The 20,529-nt window shown below is 51.0% G+C and carries 30 protein-coding genes and 1 tRNA gene; 7 read left to right on the forward strand and 24 right to left on the reverse strand.

Features of this window, described 5'->3' with window-relative positions:
- Window positions 1-108: 108 nt before the first annotated feature.
- The 3 genes from HY845_00345 to HY845_00355 form a co-directional block, all read right to left on the reverse strand.
- A complete protein-coding gene (locus tag HY845_00345; GenBank protein ID QQG51794.1) occupies window positions 109-357 on the reverse strand; it encodes a DUF4342 domain-containing protein in 249 nt (82 codons plus the stop codon).
- 109 nt (window positions 358-466) lie between these two features.
- Window positions 467-1,447, reverse strand: a complete 981-nt coding sequence (locus HY845_00350) for a hypothetical protein (GenBank protein QQG51795.1) — start codon at window positions 1,445-1,447, stop codon at window positions 467-469.
- 157 nt (window positions 1,448-1,604) lie between these two features.
- Window positions 1,605-2,030 (reverse strand): hypothetical protein, encoded by a 426-nt coding sequence (locus HY845_00355; protein QQG51796.1) that lies wholly within the window; start codon window positions 2,028-2,030, stop codon window positions 1,605-1,607.
- A 152-nt stretch (window positions 2,031-2,182) separates the two neighbouring features.
- On the opposite strand from HY845_00355, the gene HY845_00360 reads away from it, so the two are divergent.
- The 3 genes from HY845_00360 to HY845_00370 all read left to right on the forward strand — a co-directional run bounded on the left by HY845_00360 (window position 2,183) and on the right by HY845_00370 (window position 3,953).
- Window positions 2,183-2,521: a hypothetical protein gene (locus HY845_00360; protein ID QQG51797.1), complete on the forward strand. Its 339-nt coding sequence runs from the start codon at window positions 2,183-2,185 to the stop codon at window positions 2,519-2,521.
- A 112-nt stretch (window positions 2,522-2,633) separates the two neighbouring features.
- The gene (locus HY845_00365) at window positions 2,634-3,026 is read left to right on the forward strand and encodes a hypothetical protein (GenBank protein ID QQG51798.1); all 393 of its coding nucleotides are present in this window, start codon (window positions 2,634-2,636) and stop codon (window positions 3,024-3,026) included.
- A gap of 246 nt (window positions 3,027-3,272) precedes the next feature.
- Complete coding sequence (locus HY845_00370; GenBank protein QQG51799.1) at window positions 3,273-3,953, forward strand: acetyl-CoA carboxylase carboxyl transferase subunit beta; 681 nt, start codon at window positions 3,273-3,275, stop codon at window positions 3,951-3,953.
- 27 nt (window positions 3,954-3,980) lie between these two features.
- Here HY845_00370 and HY845_00375 read toward each other — a convergent pair whose 3' ends face one another.
- The 3 genes from HY845_00375 to HY845_00385 are packed head-to-tail and all read right to left on the reverse strand — an operon-like array spanning window position 3,981 to window position 5,543.
- Window positions 3,981-4,583 (reverse strand): class IV adenylate cyclase, encoded by a 603-nt coding sequence (locus HY845_00375; GenBank protein QQG51800.1) that lies wholly within the window; start codon window positions 4,581-4,583, stop codon window positions 3,981-3,983.
- Window positions 4,583-5,212, reverse strand: coding sequence for a histidine phosphatase family protein (locus HY845_00380; GenBank protein ID QQG51801.1), 630 nt, complete (start codon window positions 5,210-5,212; stop codon window positions 4,583-4,585). The genes HY845_00375 and HY845_00380 overlap by 1 nt, the downstream gene beginning before the upstream one ends.
- A gap of 37 nt (window positions 5,213-5,249) precedes the next feature.
- Window positions 5,250-5,543, reverse strand: a complete 294-nt coding sequence (locus HY845_00385; GenBank protein ID QQG51802.1) for a hypothetical protein — start codon at window positions 5,541-5,543, stop codon at window positions 5,250-5,252.
- Window positions 5,544-5,611: 68 nt separating this feature from the next.
- Here HY845_00385 and HY845_00390 point away from each other — a divergent pair, with 68 nt between their 5' ends.
- Window positions 5,612-6,430, forward strand: a complete 819-nt coding sequence (locus HY845_00390) for a hypothetical protein (GenBank protein ID QQG51803.1) — start codon at window positions 5,612-5,614, stop codon at window positions 6,428-6,430.
- Here HY845_00390 and HY845_00395 read toward each other — a convergent pair.
- The 16 genes from HY845_00395 to HY845_00470 all read right to left on the reverse strand — a co-directional run bounded on the left by HY845_00395 (window position 6,427) and on the right by HY845_00470 (window position 15,493).
- Window positions 6,427-7,071 (reverse strand): peptidoglycan DD-metalloendopeptidase family protein, encoded by a 645-nt coding sequence (locus tag HY845_00395; protein QQG51804.1) that lies wholly within the window; start codon window positions 7,069-7,071, stop codon window positions 6,427-6,429. The two genes, HY845_00390 and HY845_00395, sit on opposite strands and share 4 nt — an antisense overlap.
- A gap of 8 nt (window positions 7,072-7,079) precedes the next feature.
- On the reverse strand, window positions 7,080-8,354 hold the full coding sequence (locus tag HY845_00400; protein ID QQG51805.1) for a hypothetical protein: 1,275 nt from the start codon (window positions 8,352-8,354) through the stop codon (window positions 7,080-7,082).
- 38 nt (window positions 8,355-8,392) lie between these two features.
- The gene (locus HY845_00405) at window positions 8,393-9,142 is read right to left on the reverse strand and encodes a D-alanyl-D-alanine carboxypeptidase family protein (GenBank protein ID QQG51806.1); all 750 of its coding nucleotides are present in this window, start codon (window positions 9,140-9,142) and stop codon (window positions 8,393-8,395) included.
- Window positions 9,143-9,144: 2 nt separating this feature from the next.
- Window positions 9,145-9,762, reverse strand: coding sequence for a histidine phosphatase family protein (locus HY845_00410; GenBank protein QQG51807.1), 618 nt, complete (start codon window positions 9,760-9,762; stop codon window positions 9,145-9,147).
- 47 nt (window positions 9,763-9,809) lie between these two features.
- Window positions 9,810-10,361, reverse strand: coding sequence for a restriction endonuclease (locus HY845_00415; protein QQG51808.1), 552 nt, complete (start codon window positions 10,359-10,361; stop codon window positions 9,810-9,812).
- 36 nt (window positions 10,362-10,397) lie between these two features.
- Window positions 10,398-10,706, reverse strand: a complete 309-nt coding sequence (locus HY845_00420) for a YdeI/OmpD-associated family protein (protein QQG51809.1) — start codon at window positions 10,704-10,706, stop codon at window positions 10,398-10,400.
- On the reverse strand, window positions 10,699-11,121 hold the full coding sequence (locus HY845_00425) for a DUF1801 domain-containing protein (protein QQG51810.1): 423 nt from the start codon (window positions 11,119-11,121) through the stop codon (window positions 10,699-10,701). The genes HY845_00420 and HY845_00425 overlap by 8 nt, the downstream gene beginning before the upstream one ends.
- Before the next feature lie 102 nt (window positions 11,122-11,223).
- Window positions 11,224-11,412, reverse strand: a complete 189-nt coding sequence (locus tag HY845_00430; protein QQG52160.1) for a hypothetical protein — start codon at window positions 11,410-11,412, stop codon at window positions 11,224-11,226.
- Window positions 11,413-11,597: 185 nt separating this feature from the next.
- Complete coding sequence (locus HY845_00435; protein ID QQG51811.1) at window positions 11,598-11,807, reverse strand: hypothetical protein; 210 nt, start codon at window positions 11,805-11,807, stop codon at window positions 11,598-11,600.
- A 58-nt stretch (window positions 11,808-11,865) separates the two neighbouring features.
- Window positions 11,866-12,327, reverse strand: coding sequence for a VOC family protein (locus HY845_00440; GenBank protein QQG51812.1), 462 nt, complete (start codon window positions 12,325-12,327; stop codon window positions 11,866-11,868).
- Between the two features lie 104 nt (window positions 12,328-12,431).
- Complete coding sequence (locus HY845_00445; protein ID QQG51813.1) at window positions 12,432-12,791, reverse strand: PepSY domain-containing protein; 360 nt, start codon at window positions 12,789-12,791, stop codon at window positions 12,432-12,434.
- 119 nt (window positions 12,792-12,910) lie between these two features.
- Window positions 12,911-13,309 (reverse strand): cytidine deaminase, encoded by a 399-nt coding sequence (locus tag HY845_00450; protein QQG51814.1) that lies wholly within the window; start codon window positions 13,307-13,309, stop codon window positions 12,911-12,913.
- Window positions 13,310-13,345: 36 nt separating this feature from the next.
- Window positions 13,346-14,419 (reverse strand): cyclopropane fatty acyl phospholipid synthase, encoded by a 1,074-nt coding sequence (gene cfa / locus HY845_00455; GenBank protein ID QQG51815.1) that lies wholly within the window; start codon window positions 14,417-14,419, stop codon window positions 13,346-13,348.
- A gap of 36 nt (window positions 14,420-14,455) precedes the next feature.
- On the reverse strand, window positions 14,456-15,124 hold the full coding sequence (locus tag HY845_00460) for a class I SAM-dependent methyltransferase (protein QQG51816.1): 669 nt from the start codon (window positions 15,122-15,124) through the stop codon (window positions 14,456-14,458).
- Window positions 15,125-15,160: 36 nt separating this feature from the next.
- The gene (locus tag HY845_00465; GenBank protein ID QQG51817.1) at window positions 15,161-15,418 is read right to left on the reverse strand and encodes a hypothetical protein; all 258 of its coding nucleotides are present in this window, start codon (window positions 15,416-15,418) and stop codon (window positions 15,161-15,163) included.
- A gap of 3 nt (window positions 15,419-15,421) precedes the next feature.
- Window positions 15,422-15,493 (reverse strand) — tRNA-Asn (locus tag HY845_00470).
- A gap of 319 nt (window positions 15,494-15,812) precedes the next feature.
- Between HY845_00470 and HY845_00475 the strand changes: the two genes are divergently transcribed.
- From HY845_00475 to HY845_00485, 3 genes are all read left to right on the forward strand, one after another.
- Window positions 15,813-16,376 carry a hypothetical protein gene (locus tag HY845_00475; protein QQG51818.1) on the forward strand — a complete coding sequence of 188 codons (564 nt, stop codon included), beginning with the start codon at window positions 15,813-15,815 and terminating at the stop codon, window positions 16,374-16,376.
- Window positions 16,369-17,727, forward strand: a complete 1,359-nt coding sequence (locus HY845_00480) for an MBL fold metallo-hydrolase (protein ID QQG51819.1) — start codon at window positions 16,369-16,371, stop codon at window positions 17,725-17,727. The genes HY845_00475 and HY845_00480 overlap by 8 nt, the downstream gene beginning before the upstream one ends.
- Before the next feature lie 86 nt (window positions 17,728-17,813).
- On the forward strand, window positions 17,814-18,056 hold the full coding sequence (locus tag HY845_00485; GenBank protein ID QQG51820.1) for a metal-sensing transcriptional repressor: 243 nt from the start codon (window positions 17,814-17,816) through the stop codon (window positions 18,054-18,056).
- Between the two features lie 5 nt (window positions 18,057-18,061).
- On the opposite strand, the gene HY845_00490 is transcribed toward HY845_00485, so the two are convergent.
- Together HY845_00490 and HY845_00495 are read right to left on the reverse strand one after the other, a co-directional pair.
- Window positions 18,062-19,501 carry a L,D-transpeptidase gene (locus HY845_00490; GenBank protein QQG51821.1) on the reverse strand — a complete coding sequence of 480 codons (1,440 nt, stop codon included), beginning with the start codon at window positions 19,499-19,501 and terminating at the stop codon, window positions 18,062-18,064.
- A 39-nt stretch (window positions 19,502-19,540) separates the two neighbouring features.
- On the reverse strand, window positions 19,541-20,461 hold the full coding sequence (locus HY845_00495) for a D-alanine--D-alanine ligase (GenBank protein ID QQG51822.1): 921 nt from the start codon (window positions 20,459-20,461) through the stop codon (window positions 19,541-19,543).
- Window positions 20,462-20,529: the final 68 nt, after the last annotated feature.

Raw genomic sequence — 20,529 nt, forward strand, 5'->3', positions numbered from 1 at the left:
AAACCAAGCTAGCGGAAACTCTTTTTGGCTTCGCGGAGCCGCGTAGGCGAGCGGGAGCGCAAAAGCTAGCAGGGTTTTGACGCGGCCGAAAGGGTTTTCGCTGGCGTACTACCCTTCACGCTCCACACCGACAGTGCACTCGCTAACAAGCGCGGCAATGGCACCAATGGCAGCCAGTACCGGCGCAATGACGGCGCCGATCACTCCAACAGTTAAGGGCATTTGTACTAATGTCTTCCCGTCCTTGTCTTTAATAGTAATGGAACGAACATTCCCCTCTTTAATTAGCTGCTTAACTTTCTTCAGAACGTCTTCGCCGCTAACTTTGAATTCTTCATAATGTTGTTTCTTCGCCATTAAATCCTTTCGGGTACATTCCACGCCTATTAGGTATTAGTGTCAATGGATGCCTAAATAGTGAAACGCCGCCTGGTTTAACCAGACGGCGTTTGGTTTCTCGAGCTTCTTATGCCCAGGAATAGGGCATGAGTTCGCCCTTGATGGCGGCCTCGATGTTATCGATCATCATGTCGAACGATCTTTCGGCCGAAACGTCAGTGAAGTGAGCGATCTGTGGCGTTGCCAAGATCGCGGGGTGATCCTTCACCTCCAGGTAAGTGGGCGCGGTCTCGTCGCCCGGAGCGCGGTTGCCGATGTCAATGGCCGCCACGTACAGATGATTGCTATCGAGCGCGGCCAGCAGGTCGGGAATAACCCAGACCCCACCGGTCGAAGCCGGGCTGGTCATTGTGACGAAGACACTTCCCGACCGCATCGACTGAAAGAACTCAGCATTGAGCATCCCCTGGTTTTCGGGATTGCTGCTGAGGCAGTTGACCACAACATCGGCATCAGCCACCGCAAGCGTCAGGTCACTCTGACAACTTGGAGCCGAGGAGGCATCCTCTTTGTGACGACAGAAGTTTGTGACCTCCATGTCGAAAGGCTGGGCGCGTTTGATGACCTCTTTGCCGACGTGGCCGTTGCCCCCAAGGACCGTCAGCTTCTTGCCGATCAGACTGCGCTTCCTCTGTAAGATGTCCCCATCCTCGTCGTGAGGAAGGCGGTAGATGCCCAGTATCGCCAGCATCACCCACTCCGCAACAGAGCCGGCGTTGCAGCCGGGCGCGTAGCCAAGGTTTATCCCCGCTTCACGCACTCTGTCCTTTGGGAATAGATTGACGTTGACGAACGGGAACGACACGCAGCTACCTGCCTCCAGGTGGTACAGCGCATAGTCGTCCTTCGGGCCGTCGTCCTTAACTGGCCAGGTCATCCCTGACTTACCGGAGCAGACGAACTCGAAGCCTTTGCAGCGCTCTAGCCACTCGGCGGCGGTTGCTGGTTCCGAATCGTGGTAGCTGACTACCAGTTGGCGTCCCAAACGGTTCTTCTGCTCTTCGCTAAGATCCAGGGGACTAGTGACAACGATTGATTTCGAACTCATTCTTCTTCTTCCTCCTGTCGCACCAAAAACGAACCGCTAGACGGCAGTTAAGGTGCGATGATTAGAGGGATTGTAGCGGAATATTAGCCCAAACTCAATCAGTTGAGCGGTAATGTGGCGATGCCGTCGCTCGAGGGCGACGGCATCTGGATGACGGTTAGGTTGTGGCGACTCGCTCCCTGGTTCGAGCAATCTTGGTGATTGCTGCCAGGACTTCCCCATGCAGAGTAGCCACGTGAGCGAGCTGGTCCTTATTTCCCCTGGGGATTAGTACCACAACTGGTTCTTGGAAGGCGCGACGGATGGAGAAGAACTTCTCCTTGGTCACTTCCTCTTTGCGAACCCGCATACGCTTGACGACTCTGCCCATCTCATCGTCAGTCGGATGCTTGATGAGGATATCGGGGTCTGTCGCTGAATCATTCAGCACGAGGCGGATATTTCCTGGCAGGCAGTAACCCCGAGCTACCCCTCGATGGTCGTGACGCAGCCCGTGGCTTAGATCGGTGCGGAGTGTTGTGGCAAGTTTGCCGGTTACGTCGGCAAAGGCGATGACGATCATGATCGGTGATTTTTGGCTCATAGGTACTAGCTCCTGAATACTGTGGAGCTATTTTAAGCTTAAGATTGTTTAGTATCAAGGCTAGCGCCTTCATTTATAGTCAAATTTTTGCTATATTTATCCGCGTCTTTACCTTCAGCAATCAGCTAGTGGGTGGAGCGAGGAATTAGAAATTGGAAACCCAAGCATTCGCCGTTGTCTTTGCTTATGACCCCCAGAGGAACGACTACAAGAGCGCCAAGGCGATCGAAGACGAGATCGAGTCTGGCCAGCTCACCAGCGTCTACGCCGTCAGCGGTCGCAGCGCGGGTGTCTGTACCCGCAAGTCCGACAAGGCCGTTCCGGTCAAGGAGTGGTTCCCTGAGGGCGCCCAGGCCATCGAGAAAGTGAACCTCGATCGTGTTCATCTCGTCGATGAGTCGGTCGAAATGGCTGACAAGACCTGGTGCGTCAAGCTAATCGCTGATGTCAGCTACAACATCGCCGACGTCGTCACCCCACCGGCCGACTAGGCCAACTCGTCCCGCCTCCCAAGCGCCGCAGGTTCTTACACCTGCGGCGTCTTTGTGTTAGAATTTCCTCCAACCAAAGTGTGATTGGTAGAACACTAGGAGGTTCTTTCTCATGAGATTGGGTAAACAACCCAAAACCGCATCGAACTCGTCGGCTCAACCGACGACTGAGTCTAAAGAGTCGACGGAGGCTTCCTCGGCGACTAAGCCAGCCTCGAAGCAGTCGATCCTGGCTATTCTCCTCCTGCCGTTTACGCTTGTGGCGTCGGTCTTTAGCACGCTAAAGTCGTTGACGCTGACGATCGTCTGGGCGGCGCTGGCGATACTGGCGCTCCTATTCGGCTTCATCGCCATGGGGGTCGCGTCGAGCGCGCCGAGCGGTAGCCTTCAGATTGCGATTACCTGGAACACGTTTGTCGTTCTGACAGCCGGTTTCCTGGTTCTGGCACTCCTCGACCTGGCGAAAGATGGTGGCATGGCGCTGCTTGAGCGCTTTCGACGCTGATCGAGCTCGATAGCGGCGGCGTGTCCGACGCACTTCAAACAGCCGCAAGGATTTTCCTGCGGCTGTTTCTTTTATGGTAAGATTCTGCGATAGCATTGCTGTTCCCGGAGGAGCCCTTTGACAACAAACAATAACTTCGTTAAATGCCCGGCATGCAAGACGACTGACTTCAAAGGGCATCTCAAACAGAAGCTCTGGGTATGTCAACGCTGCCACTACCACTTCCCTCTGCCAGCTCGAGTGCGAGTGGCCCAACTTACTGACGAAGAGTCTTTTAACGAGCTCTTCACCGACATCACCGCTGCTGACCCACTCGGGTTCCCCGAGTACCAGGACAAGTTGTTACGCTCCAAGGAACGGACGGGCCTAAACTGCGCCGTACTCACCGGTACGGCCACGGTTACTGGCTTGCCATGCGCCTTGGCTGTTTTCGACTTCTTCTTTATCGGCGGCACGCTTGGCGGCGCTGAGGGCGAGAAGCTTTGCCGCCTCTTCGAGCACGCATGTGACAGTCAGCTGCCGATTATCGTCTTCTTGGCGAGCGGCGGTATGCGGATGCAAGAGGGGTTGAATTCGCTGATGCAGATGCCCAAAACTGTGGCGACGTTAGGTAGAGTTATCGAGCGCAAACTCCGATATTTGGTGGTCTTCACCGACCCCTCTTATGGCGGCGCTACGGCCAGCTTTGCCTCTGTCCCTTACGGCTTGAAAATCGCTGAGCCAAGGGCGCGCATCGGCTTTGCGGGACCGGAGGTGGCTAAGACCATCTATCCGCGTGACGTAGAGAAGCTGCGGCATATCCAGACTCCGGAAGCGAAGATATATCCTGCGGAAGGTATGGACACGTCGCAGATCGACTCGATCGTGCCGCGAGCCAACCTCAAGCATTTCATCGCTAGCTTCCTTAGTGGCAAGGGCACAGCCTAACCGCGATCTCGAATTGGCCGCAGGGATTTATCCCTGCGGCTGTTTCTTTTTAGCCAGCAACCAATCTGGTTCTGGAACGAAAGTTATTTCTGGCCAGTTGTCGATCTCGTGCTCAGTGAAGTCGTAGTATTTTTGGTAGGCAGTTTCGACGCTGCCGTGCATCGCCATGTCCCAATTTAAGCCAGTTTTTTCAGCCGATGTTCTCAGTAGCTCTTCGCGGGGCGCTTCTAGCTCGACGAAAGTTGGTATCCACGGCCAGGTATCAATTGTGACCTCGCAGTCGCCAAGGACCCACTTTTCTCGCCTCGTTTCCTGGTAAGAACGCTGAATCAAGCCGATCGCTTTAAGAAGCTGTCCAGTTTTTTCAAAATCTCCAACAGTGGTTTCCACCTCCTGGGTGCCGTGTAAGGAGCGGTCGTTAAGCTGTTTGTATGAAAAGGTTATCTTGTCGCCCTCGTCACGTACCCGTACCCAGCCGCCGATTTTTTCGAGACGCGAATCGGGGTAGTCGAACACCATTCGTCGCATCAGGCGCTCGGGGTGGATTTGTTTGGCACCAAGACGTTGTAAATTTTCGCGAAATTCGTCCGGATTGATGTCTAACCACTTCGCCTCAATCTCGACCTGCATTAGTTAACCTCGCCAAGGTGAGCGTGGTCGTTCCAGGTGATAAGTTTCCAACGCCCCTCTTGCTGTTCGCAGACCGTAATGCCGGTGTTATTAAGTTGAAGCAGCTTCGCCAAACCGATGTACCTATCCCAGTCAAGATCGTCGCCGTAAGCCATGGTGGCAAGTACATAGCGCAGAATCGTGCCGTGCAGGACTACGACAACGGCTTTCTCTTTCCGTCCCTCGAGAAATGTCACTAATTTTTTAGCTCGATCTTTCAAGTCGAAAAATGTCTCTTCATCTGAATGACGGAAATCGGGGTTGCGGATATTCTTCTCAATCTCGGCCTTTGCCGCGGCCAACGTCGGGTCGTCGTGCGGTTTGCCATGAAACTCTTTGGGGAGGTTACGCTCACGGGCGAGCGGTGTTATCTCTAACGGGACGCCAGTCTCCCGATGGATAATCTCTGCCGTTTCCTTAGCGCGATCCATGTCGCTAGAGATTATTTGTTCAAAAACAACGTGTTTAAGTCGTCGGGCAACGTAGCTGGCTTGTTCTTTGCCGACCGCGGAGAGGGGCGTCTCTGGTCCCTGGTGGATACCGCTTTCGTTAAGCACACTTTTACCGTGACGAATAAAATAGATCCGCATAACCTAATTCTACGTCCCTAACCTGGAGAAGTCGAGTTTAATGCTCCGTCCAAATTTCGCCCAATAAGAACACTAGCATGAAGGCACCGACGATTATGGCTATGTACACCGCCACCGAACGCTCGCCTTTAACTAGGGCGATAACTCCGCAGATGAAGGCGGCAACGGCTGACGCGGCAGCCCCAAGACCTGTCACAGCTAGACTCCAATTATCAAAAAATTCCTCGCCACCGCGCTCACCTGAAGTCACGAATAATACTTGGACAGCTACAAAGACAAAGAAAGCGATGGCTAAGGTAACCGACCATTTGCCTAAACTCGTTTTTGGCATCAGTTATATTATATACCCTCAGCCTATCCCGACGGCAGCGGATAGCGGATGCTGATAATATAGATTTAATGAAAGAGGTCGTCTCCAAGCCCTACTGGTATGTTGATCTGAAATGGTTTTTTGGCATTCTATTTACTCTCGCCCTTACTCTTACCCTCTCACTCTCATTAGCTAATCGGCTTACCGAAGAAAAAACGGCCGTTGACCTGTCGACAGTTGCCCTAGCGACGCTATTTAGCCGTGACGGTGGTGGCCTGGATGATCCGAAAGCCGTTGAAGAGTTCAAGGCGAAACTGAAAGAATCTGACGAAGAGCTCATTCGCCCAATTGAGACTATCCCGGCAATTACTATTAGTCGAGATGATGTTGAGAAGCTATCGCCTCGAGAGTTGCGCCTGAAAATCTTCCGTCAGATCACGGAGCCGCTCTACAACGAAGGTGTTGATGGCGCCGTTAAGCGCTTTACAGATAACCCTGAGGAGCAGAAAAAGTTGGCTAATGACGCCTCCCTGTTACGATTTCTAACTAAAGACACTCACGAGAAGATTTCAAGTTTTCTAACGATCGGCATTGCCGTCACGGTTTTATTTTTGATTGGCCTCGTCTTCTTTAGCTTTGGCTGGGGACGTCTCGGCAATCCAGGGCTGATCTTATTCGTTCTAGGGTTACCCGGGGCGGCGTTCGGCTTATTAATCAGTAACCCACCGTCTAACGGTGACGGAGGCGGGCTAAGTTCCCTGCCACCGGAGTTTGGGGTAGCAATTGCTCAGCAACTGAAGTCAGTCTTCGGCTTAGTCTCTCTCGGAGGTTTAACGTTACTGGTTGTGGCGCTGGTTGGCTCGATAATTAGCCGTCGCCGGCGCCGTATCGCTAAGAATTCGGCCTAGTTACCAAGGCCGGCAAACTTTTCGTTGCAGAGCGCCTGGCCGGTGGGGTTTGTGTGAGCGGGGACTATCTTGGCCCAGGCTTGTTCTATCCTTGCCTTAGAATCGGCGTCGAAGTATTCAAGCGGGCAGAGACGGCTAAAGCCGGGAAAACTATCGTAGCCAAACTCCCAGTGCAGCTGATAGTTCGTGTGCCCCTCAGGAAAACGTGTGCCATGTGGGTAGCCGAGTAAGTCGCCTTGTTTAACCTTAGTGCCACGCCGAATGCCTGACGCTACCGATTCTAGCTCTTTGTAAACTGACTTATATTCACCACTTTTGAGTGTGACGTAGAGAACCGCTGCGTCCCCGTCCTTGGCTTTAGTGACGCCGGTAATAATGCCGTCAGAAGTGGCAACAAGCTGTGCGGCGTAGGCCCATTGGAAATCGATCCCCTCGTGACCGTTAGGGTGAACTGACTCTATCTCGCCAAGCGGTCGGATTCCGGTTGGCTCGTCCTGGCTGTGGTAGGGCAAACCGATAGCGATCTCCTCGTGCCCTAGAAATGACTCGGGACGGTCTTTAAGGTAGGACCAGCTTGCTCTCAAGCCAAGAACCAGAACTAAACCGAGCAGAATATACCCGGCTAAGCGGAGTAATTTCATCTGAGCTTTTATCGGGTATAGATCTTTGCTTTGTCTGTGAAGCTCGTTATCGCGCTGCAGTTCTTACCGACGAATAATTCGAACTTGAGTTTTTGGGTCTCTATAAGCTGTCCCAGGGCACAGCCGAAGTGTTGCGAGGGATTTGGCTTCAAAGTAACTGCATCGGCCGTGAAGCCCATCTTGTCCCACTTTGAGCCATCTGTCTTAACGTAATCCCATCCACCAAGGTCGTATTTTACTAGCCCAGTATCAACACCGACACTTGCCGGGCTGGCGCTGCCAGGCAATATGGCGTACTGCATATCGTCATCGTGCTCGAGCACTTTATATAAAAATCCCATCGAGATGATTGATTGTGTTGGATCGAAATGGTCCGGCGAAATAGAAAGATGAGTTTTCCAGTAGGCACCGGCATTGCGGTTGGCTTCAGTGCCCATGTAACCATTGGAGCCCTCTTCGAACCAGTTGCCGATCATCTTGCCGTCGATGTCATAATCAATCTTACCGCTGACAGGCTCAGCTTGGCGGACGTATTTACTCAGTAAGGATGCTTTTAGCTCGTCAGTATAGTAGTTAAGCGGGTCAGCAGTGTAGAGTTTCCAGCGCTCGGCTTCATAGCTTGAGGGCTTAATGAAACCAGTCACCGGTTTGGTCGTATCCCAAACGGCAAAATCGAGCGTCCGGCCGCCGATGCGGCCGATAAGTTGGCCGGCTTTCACGACGATTGTGCCGCTGAAAAAGCCATTACGATTATTCTTGTCAAATTCAGCTTTAATCTCAGGCGCTAAGCTTGTAACGAGGTCGTAGTAGTAGAAGAAAGTGCAGCTAACGGTGAAGACCAGGCGATATTCTGTGGCTGGATGGGTTTCATTTTTTCTGGTGCCAATATCAACGATCGTTGAGTCGGCCATCGCCCGGACTTCGTACGCATCGATCGGCGATTTATAGTCGGCGGGTGAGAAATATTGATGATCAATCGGTGTCACGTGTCCGCCAACCATTAGGCCATAAGGAATGATGTGGGTAAAGTCCTCCATTTTCATCGGTGAGGCCGACAGCTTATAAGGCACGCCCTCGCCTTCGCAGTGGTTATTACTTAATGACTGACCGGCCTTGATTGCGTCCTTGGGGTTGGATTGATCGCCGATCGTATTCTGATCGTTATTCTTAGTCGCGTTCTGGGTGACGGGAGGGTTTGACCTGAGAAAGTAAACGGCAACGCTAACGAAAATGATGAGTAAAGGCACTGCAACGAAAAGAAAAACCTTTCTTACTCGACTCATTAACTTTTAGCGTAACTGCCCCCGTGCTCGTTGTCGAGCTATTTCGACTTGGGCACCTCGGCTCTGCCGTAAGGGCATTCTTTTTTCCCGACGCGGACCGCCCAGCCAGAGTCGCCGTAAGAAAAATGCCAGTACTCGTCGCGACAGTTAGAGAAACCTACACCGTACATCGCCTTAATTAGAATGGTTCGGTATTCTCGCATTTCTGGTGATAGGTGCGTGGCCCAAGTTGCTCCAAGCTTCCACTTGGTAACGTCAGATAAGGAAAGATTTTCGAAGATCCGCTGCTGTTGGTGGATGCCGGCAGTGTCTTTGCCGCAGTCAGGCAGAATATCGACAAACTGACCGTCAGTTGTTTGTAGTACGACATCAATGGCGGCACCGGTACAGTGTCCCGGCGGGGCGTAGTGGTCGCAGGGAGCAGCGTACTGATTGGCCGCTCGTCGTAAACTTGCTTCAGGCCAGTCAGGGTGAATTTTTTTGTGGAGGTCGTAATGCTGTTGCCAGAGGCTTTTTTGGCGCTCGAAACTACGCCAGGCGCTAAGCGCAAAGAGTTGAAGACCTTCTGGAAGACGGCGCGATGCCTGGTCGAGCATCGTGGCAGCAGTTTTTCTGAGGTACGGCTGCATGCCATCGGGGGTACCGGCGTCAGACGGAAAAATAACCAGCGGACAAGCGATCCGTAAATCAACCAACGGCTCGTGGTTCTCGATTATTTTTACCTTGTCGAGCGCCGCCATTGGCTCACGCACACCACCAATAACTATCGGGACGGGAAACGGTTTCATTGCTACAGATTATATTGTGCCGTACGAATTAAATAAACGTCCTTGGGATCAGAGCGTGGTGATAATACGAGGATCTCGGAATTTCCGAAGTGGAACATCGTTAGAATTTCTTGCCACGCCAAGTTGTAGTAGGCGCAGTAAATCATTTTGCCGATGTCGCCATGGCTTACAAGCAATATGTTGCCGTCCTGATGAGCGCGGCGAATCGAATTAAGCGTCAGTCTTGCTCTATCAACTAACTGGGGAAAAGTTTCCGCGCCCTCAGGGCTGAGGAAATATGTTACCGTGTCGGTTTTCAGAATATCTGGGGCGCAGAGGTTCTCGATCTCCGCCTGTGGCTTGCCGGTCATTACGCCAAAGTCACGCTCAATTAAGCCATCCAGTTTTTCAGGTTTTGAAACTCCAAGTGTCTCGGCGATTATCTCGGCAGTATGATAGGCACGCTTGAGGGGCGATGAGTATATCTTGTCAATTTTTATACCGGTCTGCTGCAGCTCCTCGGCGACGATCCCCGCCTGTTCAACGCCTTTTTCGGTTAAGGGCATATCCCGCCGGCCGTTCAGGATGCCGTTGACGTTATCTAGGTCTTGTCCGTGCCTAGCCAGGTAGATAGTTAGCATTTTCAAAATTGTACTCCCGAACCGGATAATGTCGAGCTAACCGTATGTTACTTAGGACCCATGGTGCGTTTGAGCATCTCGACTAACTTATCTCTGTCCCAAAGCTCGGTGCCGTTGTGAAAGGCCAACTCTCGGGCTTGAGCGGTGAAGAAGTTATTCGTGACCACAATCGAGTGAGTGCAATTGTATTTCGCTCGGGCCGTGACCGCTTCTTGAACTGCTTTGAGGCCAACTGGTTTGGAGTAACGTTTGGCTTGAACAACTGTTCGGATATCGTCCTTGACAACAATTAGGTCCGCGCCCCAATCGCCTCGATACGGAGTTGCCTGGACAGCGTAGCCCAAGTCTTGGAACACCAGCCAAAGCTTTTGCTCGAACGCCTCGCCGTCCATGCGATCAATCTCAAGCATGCCGCTGGCTCGCAGCCGCTCCATCCTTTGTCGGAAAAGGTATACGTAGAGAGCGGCACAAATTAATGCCGCTATGCCGATTACAATTTTCCAAATCCACGGTACGACGAGCAGAACAATGACAACCGCTAATATCGCCGCAAAGAGCGAATCGTTGAGTAGAGATTTGGAGCTCTTCCGCCGCGCCATTTCCACAATTGTAGTCTCGAACCTGGAAAAGTCGAGCTACGCCTTCTTAGCTCGTTTCTCAAGGATCCACTGCTGCGATTTGCTCAGTTGCTTGTCGGTGCGGTGCGTACAGCCGAGCCAGCAGCACGGGCGGCGTTTGCCTCCTTTGAGCTCAGGAACGACCCGGTCGATATGTTCCTGCCTAGTTTTGGCTTGTTTGACGAACTCCACCCAACAAATCCACTCATTACGAGCGAGCGGCGTCAGGCTTTCCCATTTGCCGAGCGCCGCCTTGTCGGCAGCTAAAAGTTTTTTCAGATCATCCGGTAATTTGTGCGCCGTCCCGCCTGAAATTTCTTTAGCCATTTGGATACTTCTTCTGCATATACTCCCAGGAAGCTTTGACTAAATCTTCCAGGACATTCAGGTCGATATCGGCCAGTTTGTCGATGTACAAACAGCCGACGCCCGTTTTGTGCTTGCCGAGCTTCTTTAGCAAAGGCGCGTCTTGATCACCGGTTAGGACGTATAAGGTTAGGGCAGATTTTCGCGGCGAGAAACCAATTCTTAGCCAGTCACCTTCCTGGCTACTCCGCTCGGATTTGTAGTGATAAACGCCAAACCCAACCATCGTTGGTCCCCACATTACCGGTTTTTCGCCGGCAACTTTTTTAAACAGTTCTAGGAGCATGAAGCCGTCGGCCCGTTTTTGCTCCGGCTCAACTTTATTTAAGAATTCTTCAACACTCGCACTAGTTGCTTTGGTTTTTGGCTCCGCCATTTTCCAAATTGTACTACCGAACCTGAAAAAGTCGAGCTTATACGCCTCGCTAACTAAAACAGCACCGTCGTAATGACAAGTGCTGCTTTAGTGCGGGAAGGGTTACTTCCAGCTAAAGGACTGGCTTAATATCCAGAGCGTGAATGCCGCGGAGATGAAGAACAGCCCCAATCCGATCGGGCTTCCCCAGCTGAACCACGAACCCCACGCCCGCCAATGTTTCAGGCTGTTCTCGTGGCTCCAGTCATATTCCTTCTCGTAATCCCGAGGGCTTTTGTCTTGGTTTTCCATATCACCCCTTCGTTAATTGATGAGTGCCTGTCGTGCCGGGTTCGACGATGCCCAGGTCGACGCAGACGTACTCATTCGCTCTGTCTGGTCTTGGCGTCCGCCATGTCGTTCGCCGAATGAGTGGCGCATGGTTGGAGGACGACCACAGTGATTGTATTTAACCAGTAACTAACAGGCCTGGCAAACTAGGACTTGCCGTTTAAGTACTTGCTCGCAACGCTCAAGGCAAATGATGGCAGAATGATAAAAATAGAAGTCAGGAAAAGCCTCGTGACTACTAACTTTAGGCCAGTACTGCTGTCATCTGGATCGGTTCCGGTCAGAACCATGAAGATCCCTAAGATGCCAAAAGCTATTGAGGAGTAGATAAATACTCGAGTTGCTATTTTTTGCATGCCTGAAGCGTATCACAACCAATAACTCTATTCAGCCCTGTTTGTGAAGGAGGTGGGGTTAATACTTGTCAATCACAATCTTCTTTTGCTGCATCAGGGTGGAGAAAGCATTTGGTTTCTGCATCAGTTCTTCCATATCCCTGGGCACTATTTGCCAACTTAAGCCGTACTTATCTTTGCACCAGCCACATTGCTCCGATTCTGGCACGGCTGAGAGTTTCTCCCAGTAGTAATCGATTTCTTTTTGATCTTCGCTGGCAATGGCAAAAGATACGGCTTCGTTAAACTTGAACTCGGGACCAGCGTTGATGGCGATAAAGCGCATCCCCTCAAGCTCAAACTCGACTGTTAATACTTCGCCGGCTAAGTCTTTCTGAAAATCAGCCAGACCCTCCTCGGCGCTTTTGGGATAATGCTCGGTCGATAATATTTTGCTGTTTGGGAATACCGAAACGTAAAAATCTACAGCTTCCTTTGCGTTGCCGTCAAACCATAAATTTGGGGTTATTTTTTGGGTCATTAATTTCCTTTCTTTAGACCAATAGTATCTCAAAAAGCAGCAGGGTAATTGGAAGTTTTATAAACCCGCCAACAATTTCCCAACCTGGGAATGTCGAGAAAGTATTACTCGCCGTCGCCAGCCTCGACTCTCATGATTTCACCGGTTACCGCATTAACATCAACGCGACCGCTGTCGGTGAATCGGACGCTATAAACCCCAACGCCCTCCTCGACCTCCTGCTCAATTTTCTCAATGGTTTTGCCAGGGCGGCGGTTCTGGGCGATAGTCCGAGCTTGTTCGATGGTGATATCACCGATAAATTTGTCGGGAACCTCGTCAGTTTCTTCGGACTTGGCAGAATCGCCCACACTTGGCTGGACCTCAACTTTTTCGACGCTACTATTGTTTCGGGAAGCTAAATAACCCCCGCCCAGGATAATAGCCGCAAGCACGGTTACTATTAAAATAGTTGTTGTTTTCATCTGTATTATCCTATACCTATTTCTTCCTAACTAAACTGGACGATCTGTATAAAACAAACAGCCCGCCACAAGGACTAGCTCTTCGTTCGCTCCGAATTGTGCAGGAGGTTAGGCTGCGCTTAACCTAAGCTAGAGGATCGCCACCAATACGGCTGAACTTGCTTCAACGATACTGATTGCCACTTGGTCGGATCGTTTTCTTGGGGAATTGCTACTCGAACATCCTCACCAAACCAGAAAAAGCGTTCCTGGCAAATACCGCACGGCGTATAAATGATAACCTGGCCGGTCTTATCGTTATTAGCAATACAAATCGAGGCAACTATTTTCTTCTTTAATTTTTGGGCTTCACAAATCGGCCCAGCTTCGGCACACAAGCAGACTTGATCGTGCGGACTGTCAGTCGAAACCCCCGTCAGGATTTGGCCGTCTTCGACGTAACAAGCACTAACTGCTTGATCAGGGTGCTCTTCCAATAGTGATCGGGCAGCATCGTATAGTTTCTGGTCAACTTCCATTCACTTGATTGTACCCCCGAACCTGGAAATGTCGAGCTACTTTGCCTTGGAGTAAGTAATTTGCCACAGCTGTAGGTTTCTCGCACGGAATGAGCCAGCGCAACCTTGAAGGTAGAGTTTCCACATTCTGTAGAACCTTCCCCCATACTTACTTTTGAGCTTAGGCCAATTTCTATCAAAATTATCCCACCAGGCCATTAACGTCTTGTCGTAATCAGTACCGAAGTTTTCTAGACCCTCCTCAATAAAGAGCCCTTGAGTCGCTCGATCAAGCTGTTCGAGGGAAGGAAGCATACCTCCCGGAAAGATATACTTATCAATCCAAGGGTTAGTGTGGGTTGTCGAGAAATTGCCCCCGATTGTTTGAAACACGAACAGCCCACCTTCGGGCAGACATCGATGAACGACATCCATATAGTGACGATAGTTTTTCCAGCCCACAGCTTCGAACATTTCTATCGAAACTACTGCATCAAACTTTTCGTTAACGTCACGATAATCGGCCAGCCTGTTTTCGACAGGCAATCCTTCACACAGCTCGTTAGCTAATTTAACTTGCTCTTTTGAAACCGTGATATTTACTACCGAAACCCCATACTTTCGAGCGGCATACTTTGCAAAACTGCCCCAACCGCCCCCAATATCCAACACTCTCATTTTCGGCTTGAGCTTCAACTTTTGGCATATAAGGTCGAGCTTCTGCTCCTGAGCTTCGTTTAGTGACTTTACGCCTCTCCAGTACCCGCACGTATAAACTAGCCGATGGTCGAGCATTGCCTGGAATAAATCGTTGCCAAGATCGTAGTGCTCTTTGGCAAGACGCTTAGCGTACCAGCGACTGCCAGTATTTAGTAAGTAGCCAAGCCCAGCGTGAATCAGCCAAGTAGGATGCTTATAGAGAGATTTCGCCAAGTTTGCTTTGTAGGCTCGGTACACTAGTTGGTCAATCGATTGGCAGTCCCACTGACCATCCATATAACTCTCTCCGATCCCCAAAATGCCGCCGAAGATCGTTCTTTGGAAGGCTTGCTGGTCGTTTACCTTAAGATCCCAAGCACGCTTTCCATCAAGCCGGATGTCGGCTTGAGCTAGGAGTTTTTCAATTAACATCGATCTAATTGTACAGTTGAACCTGAAATTATCGAGCTAATTCTGTCGCTTTTTGGCAGTAATGAAGAGCGTCTCCGGTATCTGCTCGGGATTTTCTGCATCGATTGAAGCGGACTCGTCTAATTCTTTGAGGTCAAAGAGCTGCATAAACTCCTCGGAAAGGTAGTCGGTTATATTATGGGGAGGGAATGTGACAGTAACCTTACCTCCGTAGAGCTTAACCGCAACCAGCGCCTCTCTTGTGCGGGAAATCGTGAATGTATCGAATATTGGGTGGCTCACGGCTAGCAGCAATTTACCGCCTGGTTTCAAAGTTCGAGCCATTTCCCGATGAGCTTTTGAAAATTTATTGAGGTAGTGCATAGAGAAGCGCCCCATAATTAGTCCAAAGAAGTTATCAGAGAACGGAATATTTTCATAACCGCCGATTTTGATATTTTCGGGGTGACCGACATTCTCTTTAGCCAGTTCGTACATTGTTTCCGAGGGTTCAATGCCAAACGCCTCAATGCCGTTACCCTCGCACCACTTAACATCGTCACCGGCACTACAGCCAATATCCAATACCGGCCCTTTGACCCTCTTCAGTTCGGCCCGAAGCTTCGTCCTGGTCCAATCCTCTTTATTGGAAAAGAATTTACGCTGGTAATTGACGTAATCTTTTCCCATCGTGTCGTACTGTTTTAGCATCTCTTCGCCGTTCATCGCTTAGATTTTACTCCCGAACCTGGGATTGTCGAGCTAGCGATCCCGGCTCTTGAGCCAAGCATTTTTCGCCCACTGCAGGGTTAGCGTTGAGATCAGAAACCCTATCGAAGGAATAATCGCATTGCCCCACGGCCTATTTATCCCCATCAGTTGCATATAAGCGCCAATTAATAAGTACGTTGTAATAAGCAGGATAATTTTACGAATCAGGCTAGTCTCCCACTCTTTATCGGAGGCCACTTTTGCGTTGCGAGCTTCGATCGCAGACACGCGTTTTTCGAGATCTTTCATCTGCTCCGGAGGTCGGATTCGAACCGACGACCAATGCGTTAACAGCGCACTGCTCTACCGCTGAGCTACTCCGGAATACGTTCGTACTTTTTAGCGAAAGACGGCTCAAAATCCCCAGCGAGGATTTTGTCCTTCCGCTCGGACTCGCTCTGCCGCTACGCGGCAACCATGCCCGCTCGTCCTGCGCGAGACTTTCTTATAAAAAGTACTCACTCAAACAATAAGGTACTGGCATATTTTACCGCAGCGGCACTCTCGAAACAATCAGGACAGCCGCCTTTACGAAACGTCTACGTCCAGGTTAAATGTTTAGTAGGAGGGGAAATTCAACAGATTATTCGTATCACTCATATCTGTCACATCGTTACTAATATAGTTCGGGGTGAGGTATAAGATGCAACAGATCAAAGTAGGAGTTTCTGGTTCAGCGGTCATTTCGGGCAAGGAAGCAGCGCGCAAAGCTGAACTTATCGGTTACTACCTGGCACGCGCTGGGGCGATTGTTGTAACCGGAGACACGACCGGCATACCCAACGAAGCGGCCCGCGGCGCCAAACGCGCACGCGGTTTTACCTTAGGCATCTCGCCGGCCTCTAGCTTTCACGACCACGTTCGGCGCTATAAACTACCGTACAAATACACTGATTTTGCGATATACACTGGGTTTGGATACTCCGGACGCAATCTATTATTCATTCGCGCAACTGATGCGGTGATTTTCATCCATGGCCGTATTGGAACCTTGAACGAGTTCACGATTGCCTTTGAAGATAAAAAGCCGATCGGCATCCTGACAGACTCCGGCGGCATCTCTGATGAATTGGACCATTTGCTGACCGTGGCTCATCGTGGCCGCAACCTGATTGTGTTCGACGAGGATCCGAAACGCTTAGTCCAGAAAGTTCTCAAGATGGCCCACGAAGACCTGCGACGAGTTGCCCGCGGTGCTGATGGTTAAACTTGGTTTCTACGGCGCGGCCGGTGAGGTAACTGGTTCGAATTTTCTTATTGACACCGGTGAGCATAAATACATTGTCGACTGCGGCCTGTTTCAGGGAGCGGACGAGATTACCGAGCACAACGACGAGCCGTTTGCCTATAATCCCTCCGAAGTTGAAGCGGTCGTGGTGACACACGCTCACCTCGATCACATCGGTCGCCTACCGATGCTGGTGCGAGGCGGTTATAAAGGCCCCATTTTTACTACTGAAGCAACTATCGAACTAGCTGGTTTGGTTCTGCAGGACGCGCTTGATTTGGCGACGCATCGCCACGAGCGAACTGGTAAGCCGCTATTGTTTGAACGAGTTGATTTACAGCGCACACTGGAGATGTTTCAGGCGGTACCATATCACCAACGGCACGCACTGCTCGGTAGCGACGGGTTCACGCTTTACGACGCCGGCCATATTTTGGGGTCGGCTGCAATTAGCGTTGAAGCAGGCGGTAAACGCATTGTGTTTTCCGGTGACGTCGGTCACGCCCCGAACGTTCTGCTGCCTCAGCCGGAAACTGGCTTCGCGGCCGACGTTGTCGTCACCGAAGGCACATATGGTGGCCGAGAGCGAGAAGACAAACTGGATCGCTTGGCGGTCATCAGGGAAGCGGTGGATTGGGTTACCGAGCGCAAAGGCGTACTGCTCGTACCGGCGTTTTCCGTAGAGCGTAGCCAAGAGCTCCTCTACCTCTTAAACACCTTGTTTAACAAACACCAATTGCCGAAAATCCCGATATTTCTTGATAGCCCGCTCGCCATCGAGGCGCTTCAAGTTTTTGAACGCCACCAAGAGCTTTACCGCAAGGACGTCCAACAAGTCCGTCGAGTTGACGACGATATTTTCTCGTTTAAGGGTCTGGCGCTGGCGACGTCCGTCGATGAGTCAAAAGCCATTAATGAGCAGGCGCCGCCAAAAATAATTATCGCTGGCTCGGGCATGATGGAAGGCGGCCGCATTCATCACCATCTGAAACGCTATCTTGGTTGGCCCAATACCTACCTGCTGGTTGTCGGCTTCCAGGCTCCAGGCACGCTTGGCGACCATATCCTAAGCGGCGCGTCTACCGTCAACATTCTCGGCGAGCGAATACCGATTAGAGCTAAGGTAGTGCGCGCGGATGTCTTTTCTGGCCACGCGGATAACTCGGAGCTGTTAGACTGGCTCCACGGTCTCCGTTATGCCGATAACGCCAAGGTCTTCGTGGTGCATGCTGATGCCGATAAAACCGCACTTTTCGAAGAAAATATAAAGCGCGCCATACCGCACGTCAGTGTTGTTGCACCCGAACTCGGCCAAGTTACAGAACTGTAGACAGCACGTAGCTGATACTTCGCAATTCACATATCCACATCTTTAATAATACCCAGGGTAGGTATATAAAAATCTAAAGGGGTAATGTGGATAAACAAACGCAACAGCAATTAATAGCCCGTCTGCGTCGTATAGAGGGCCAGGTTAGGGCTCTCGAGACTTCAGTCGGTCACGATTCGGCTGATAAAGTAGTCACCCAGCTTCAGGCAATAATCGCGGCCAATCGCGCGGCGCTACGCTTCTATCTGCAAGAGAAACTACTGGTCCAAGAAAAGTTGAGTACGGAGGACAGGCGGTTGCTAGCCCGCATCATCGATAGAGGTGCCTGAATTCCCTAGAGGTGAATGTTGACCAGGGTGCCTACGGGAGCATTGTCGTAAACCCAGTCAGCGCCAGAGTCCTCGATACGGACGCAGCCGTGCGATACTGGCCGACCCAAGTGGCTCGATGGTTCTCGCGAATTACACGCTGAATCGAAACAAGGGACTCGGTGCAGCCCATAGCCTTCATAGCCGGAGCCGTCAGAGTTCTTGGCCAGAGCGTTCCATTTTTCCATCCAGATGCCGGGGAAAAGCCTTGATTGAGCTAGGGCGATCTTATTCTTAATGTAGAACCGTCCGACGGGGGTAGGCGTGCCGCGTTTACCACTAGAAATGAGGTATTGGGCAACTTTAGTCGTGCCGTTCATGATGAAGAGGCGCTGCTTTGACAGGTTGACGTCTATGTAGAGTCCTTCTACTAAGCCGGGCACGTAGTCTGGTTCAACTGTCTTTTGGGTGAAGGCGGTCGTAACGACACCTATCTGAATCGGCGCGTCTTTGGTCGGGGTTTGTTCGGTAATTGTTCGCTTAACTGCGGAGATTAAGGTATTCATATCAACCGATTTGCCGTCACGCCCTTCTTGGGTAACCTGTTGAGTATCTGACTGGATGAGCTTTTCGACCATCTTCAGATTGATCCGGCCGGCGATTTTACTCGCAAGATAACCCTGTAGCTTGTCGTTGTTGATCGACCAGAGCAATTGACCGTTACTGGTTTGGTAATCAATTAGGTCGTATAGATGAGCTTCGGGAATCATGAAGTTTCGTCCATCACCCGCTAAATAAATCGGTTGAAGGGCGGCTTCAATTTCGGTTTTTGTACGGTTTACGACCTCGGTCGTGACAGAAGGAGCGACTTCAGCTGCCGCCAAAGGTACAGCGTCGGCCGAGCCGGTCCTGAGTAATTGTCCAACGGCGGCGACAACTAAATCTAGGCCGATAGACTCGCCAACCCGACTTGGTACCACCTCGAGAAGGCCGTTGTTAACGGCGAGTGCGGCGCTCTGGGCGGTGCTGGTAACGCCGAAGACGGTTTCGATTTTCTTCTGTGCCACGTCCTTGTCTATCTCGTAGAGCAGGCCGATCTCCTTTTTACCGAAGAAATTGCTCCAGTAGTTTAAGTCGAGCCAGTCCCACTGGTTATTAGGAGCGAGAAGAACGTTTAATTCTGGACCAGCAATAACCACGCCGAGTTCCGTTAGCGGAACGGCCTCAGTTTTGTCGTTGTAAGTGAGGGTAAGCGTGGCCGCGGTAAGGCTATTTTGTTTGGCGGCAATTATTCTTTCTGCCTCGGCAGTAGACATATTGCCGACTGATTCGCCGGCGATTATCGTGCGGGGCGAGAGTCGGTTCTGGTAGGCAAAGGCAGTAACAGCAGCCACGCCGGCAACGAGCGCTACAGCGCAGGTAAGACACAAGCCAACAATGATTGCCAGGCGTTTAACGTCTTTCATCTATTAATATTAGCGTTTCTTGATGCCTTTGTGACGTATTTATCGGGCCGATGCAAGGAGATTTCTAATAAAATCATCGAAATTTATTCCGGCGGCAGATAATTCTTTATTAATCAGCGAAGTTGGGGTCATGCCAGGTAGGGTGTTTATCTCTAGAAAATATGGTTGGCCGTCGCGTAAAATCCAGTCCAGGCGACCGTAGGACCGTGCGCCCATCTTCTTATATATGGACACAGATTTCTCCTGAATTTCTTCGGTGAGTTTGGCTTCAATCCGGGCGGGACAGATTTCTTCGCAACCACTCTCGTTACTGTACTTGGCCTGATAATCAAAAAACGACGCCTTAGGAACGATCTCAACGAGCGGCAAAGCTTGCAATGACCCGAAAACGTCAATAACGCCGCAAGTCAGCTCTGTCCCCGGGATTAACTCCTCGATAATAAACTTGCTATCCTCGTCGTATTTCTGGGCCAGCTCTAGGGCGACCGATAGCTCGCTAGCTTTGCTGACAATTGATACGCCGTAACTTGAGCCCTGCTTGTTAGGCTTCACGACGACGGGAAAGTTGAGAGAATCGTTGGCTGACAGGGTTTTGGGAACGGCCACACCAAGAGAGGCCACTAAATCTTTCGTTCTTAGCTTATCGAAAGCGAGCGCTGAGACTGTCGCGCCCGATCCGGTATGAGGGAGATTATTCTCTTGAAGAATATGTTGTACCTTGCCGTCTTCGCCGAAAGTTCCGTGTAGCGCGAGCACGACTTTCTCAGGTTTGGCGGCAACGAGCTCCTCGAGCCAAGTTGGTTTCGCTGGATCAATAACGACGAACTTGACGCCTTGTCGTTGCAGGGAATCTTGAATAGTTTTTGCCGTCGCAAAAGATACCTCGCGCTCGGCCGATGGTCCACCGGCAAGAATTACTAACATGTGGAGACGCCTGAACGCCATTCGCACCCAGATCATATCTGGAAAACACTACTTCGGAAAGTTGCGTCTACCGAACGAATCTCCGAACCTTGTCGTACGAAAGC

Source organism: Candidatus Berkelbacteria bacterium (genome assembly GCA_016432625.1).
In the GTDB taxonomy this organism is placed as follows: Bacteria; Patescibacteriota; UBA1384; order 2-12-FULL-50-11; family 2-12-FULL-50-11.

Bases quoted from the DNA above. Each gene is read 5' to 3' on its own strand.
- HY845_00345 (QQG51794.1), bottom strand. From the start codon at position 357: ATGGCGAAGAAACAACATTATGAAGAATTCAAAGTTAGCGGCGAAGAC.
- HY845_00350 (QQG51795.1), bottom strand. From the start codon at position 1,447: ATGAGTTCGAAATCAATCGTTGTCACTAGTCCCCTGGATCTTAGCGAA.
- HY845_00355 (QQG51796.1), bottom strand. From the start codon at position 2,030: ATGAGCCAAAAATCACCGATCATGATCGTCATCGCCTTTGCCGACGTA.
- HY845_00365 (QQG51798.1), top strand. From the start codon at position 2,634: ATGAGATTGGGTAAACAACCCAAAACCGCATCGAACTCGTCGGCTCAA.
- HY845_00375 (QQG51800.1), bottom strand. From the start codon at position 4,583: ATGCAGGTCGAGATTGAGGCGAAGTGGTTAGACATCAATCCGGACGAA.
- HY845_00380 (QQG51801.1), bottom strand. From the start codon at position 5,212: ATGCGGATCTATTTTATTCGTCACGGTAAAAGTGTGCTTAACGAAAGC.
- HY845_00385 (QQG51802.1), bottom strand. From the start codon at position 5,543: ATGCCAAAAACGAGTTTAGGCAAATGGTCGGTTACCTTAGCCATCGCT.
- HY845_00390 (QQG51803.1), top strand. From the start codon at position 5,612: ATGAAAGAGGTCGTCTCCAAGCCCTACTGGTATGTTGATCTGAAATGG.
- HY845_00395 (QQG51804.1), bottom strand. From the start codon at position 7,071: ATGAAATTACTCCGCTTAGCCGGGTATATTCTGCTCGGTTTAGTTCTG.
- HY845_00400 (QQG51805.1), bottom strand. From the start codon at position 8,354: ATGAGTCGAGTAAGAAAGGTTTTTCTTTTCGTTGCAGTGCCTTTACTC.
- HY845_00405 (QQG51806.1), bottom strand. From the start codon at position 9,142: ATGAAACCGTTTCCCGTCCCGATAGTTATTGGTGGTGTGCGTGAGCCA.
- HY845_00410 (QQG51807.1), bottom strand. From the start codon at position 9,762: ATGCTAACTATCTACCTGGCTAGGCACGGACAAGACCTAGATAACGTC.
- HY845_00415 (QQG51808.1), bottom strand. From the start codon at position 10,361: ATGGCGCGGCGGAAGAGCTCCAAATCTCTACTCAACGATTCGCTCTTT.
- HY845_00420 (QQG51809.1), bottom strand. From the start codon at position 10,706: ATGGCTAAAGAAATTTCAGGCGGGACGGCGCACAAATTACCGGATGAT.
- HY845_00425 (QQG51810.1), bottom strand. From the start codon at position 11,121: ATGGCGGAGCCAAAAACCAAAGCAACTAGTGCGAGTGTTGAAGAATTC.
- HY845_00430 (QQG52160.1), bottom strand. From the start codon at position 11,412: ATGGAAAACCAAGACAAAAGCCCTCGGGATTACGAGAAGGAATATGAC.
- HY845_00435 (QQG51811.1), bottom strand. From the start codon at position 11,807: ATGCAAAAAATAGCAACTCGAGTATTTATCTACTCCTCAATAGCTTTT.
- HY845_00440 (QQG51812.1), bottom strand. From the start codon at position 12,327: ATGACCCAAAAAATAACCCCAAATTTATGGTTTGACGGCAACGCAAAG.
- HY845_00445 (QQG51813.1), bottom strand. From the start codon at position 12,791: ATGAAAACAACAACTATTTTAATAGTAACCGTGCTTGCGGCTATTATC.
- HY845_00450 (QQG51814.1), bottom strand. From the start codon at position 13,309: ATGGAAGTTGACCAGAAACTATACGATGCTGCCCGATCACTATTGGAA.
- cfa (QQG51815.1), bottom strand. From the start codon at position 14,419: ATGTTAATTGAAAAACTCCTAGCTCAAGCCGACATCCGGCTTGATGGA.
- HY845_00460 (QQG51816.1), bottom strand. From the start codon at position 15,124: ATGAACGGCGAAGAGATGCTAAAACAGTACGACACGATGGGAAAAGAT.
- HY845_00465 (QQG51817.1), bottom strand. From the start codon at position 15,418: ATGAAAGATCTCGAAAAACGCGTGTCTGCGATCGAAGCTCGCAACGCA.
- HY845_00475 (QQG51818.1), top strand. From the start codon at position 15,813: ATGCAACAGATCAAAGTAGGAGTTTCTGGTTCAGCGGTCATTTCGGGC.
- HY845_00480 (QQG51819.1), top strand. From the start codon at position 16,369: ATGGTTAAACTTGGTTTCTACGGCGCGGCCGGTGAGGTAACTGGTTCG.
- HY845_00490 (QQG51821.1), bottom strand. From the start codon at position 19,501: ATGAAAGACGTTAAACGCCTGGCAATCATTGTTGGCTTGTGTCTTACC.
- HY845_00495 (QQG51822.1), bottom strand. From the start codon at position 20,461: ATGATCTGGGTGCGAATGGCGTTCAGGCGTCTCCACATGTTAGTAATT.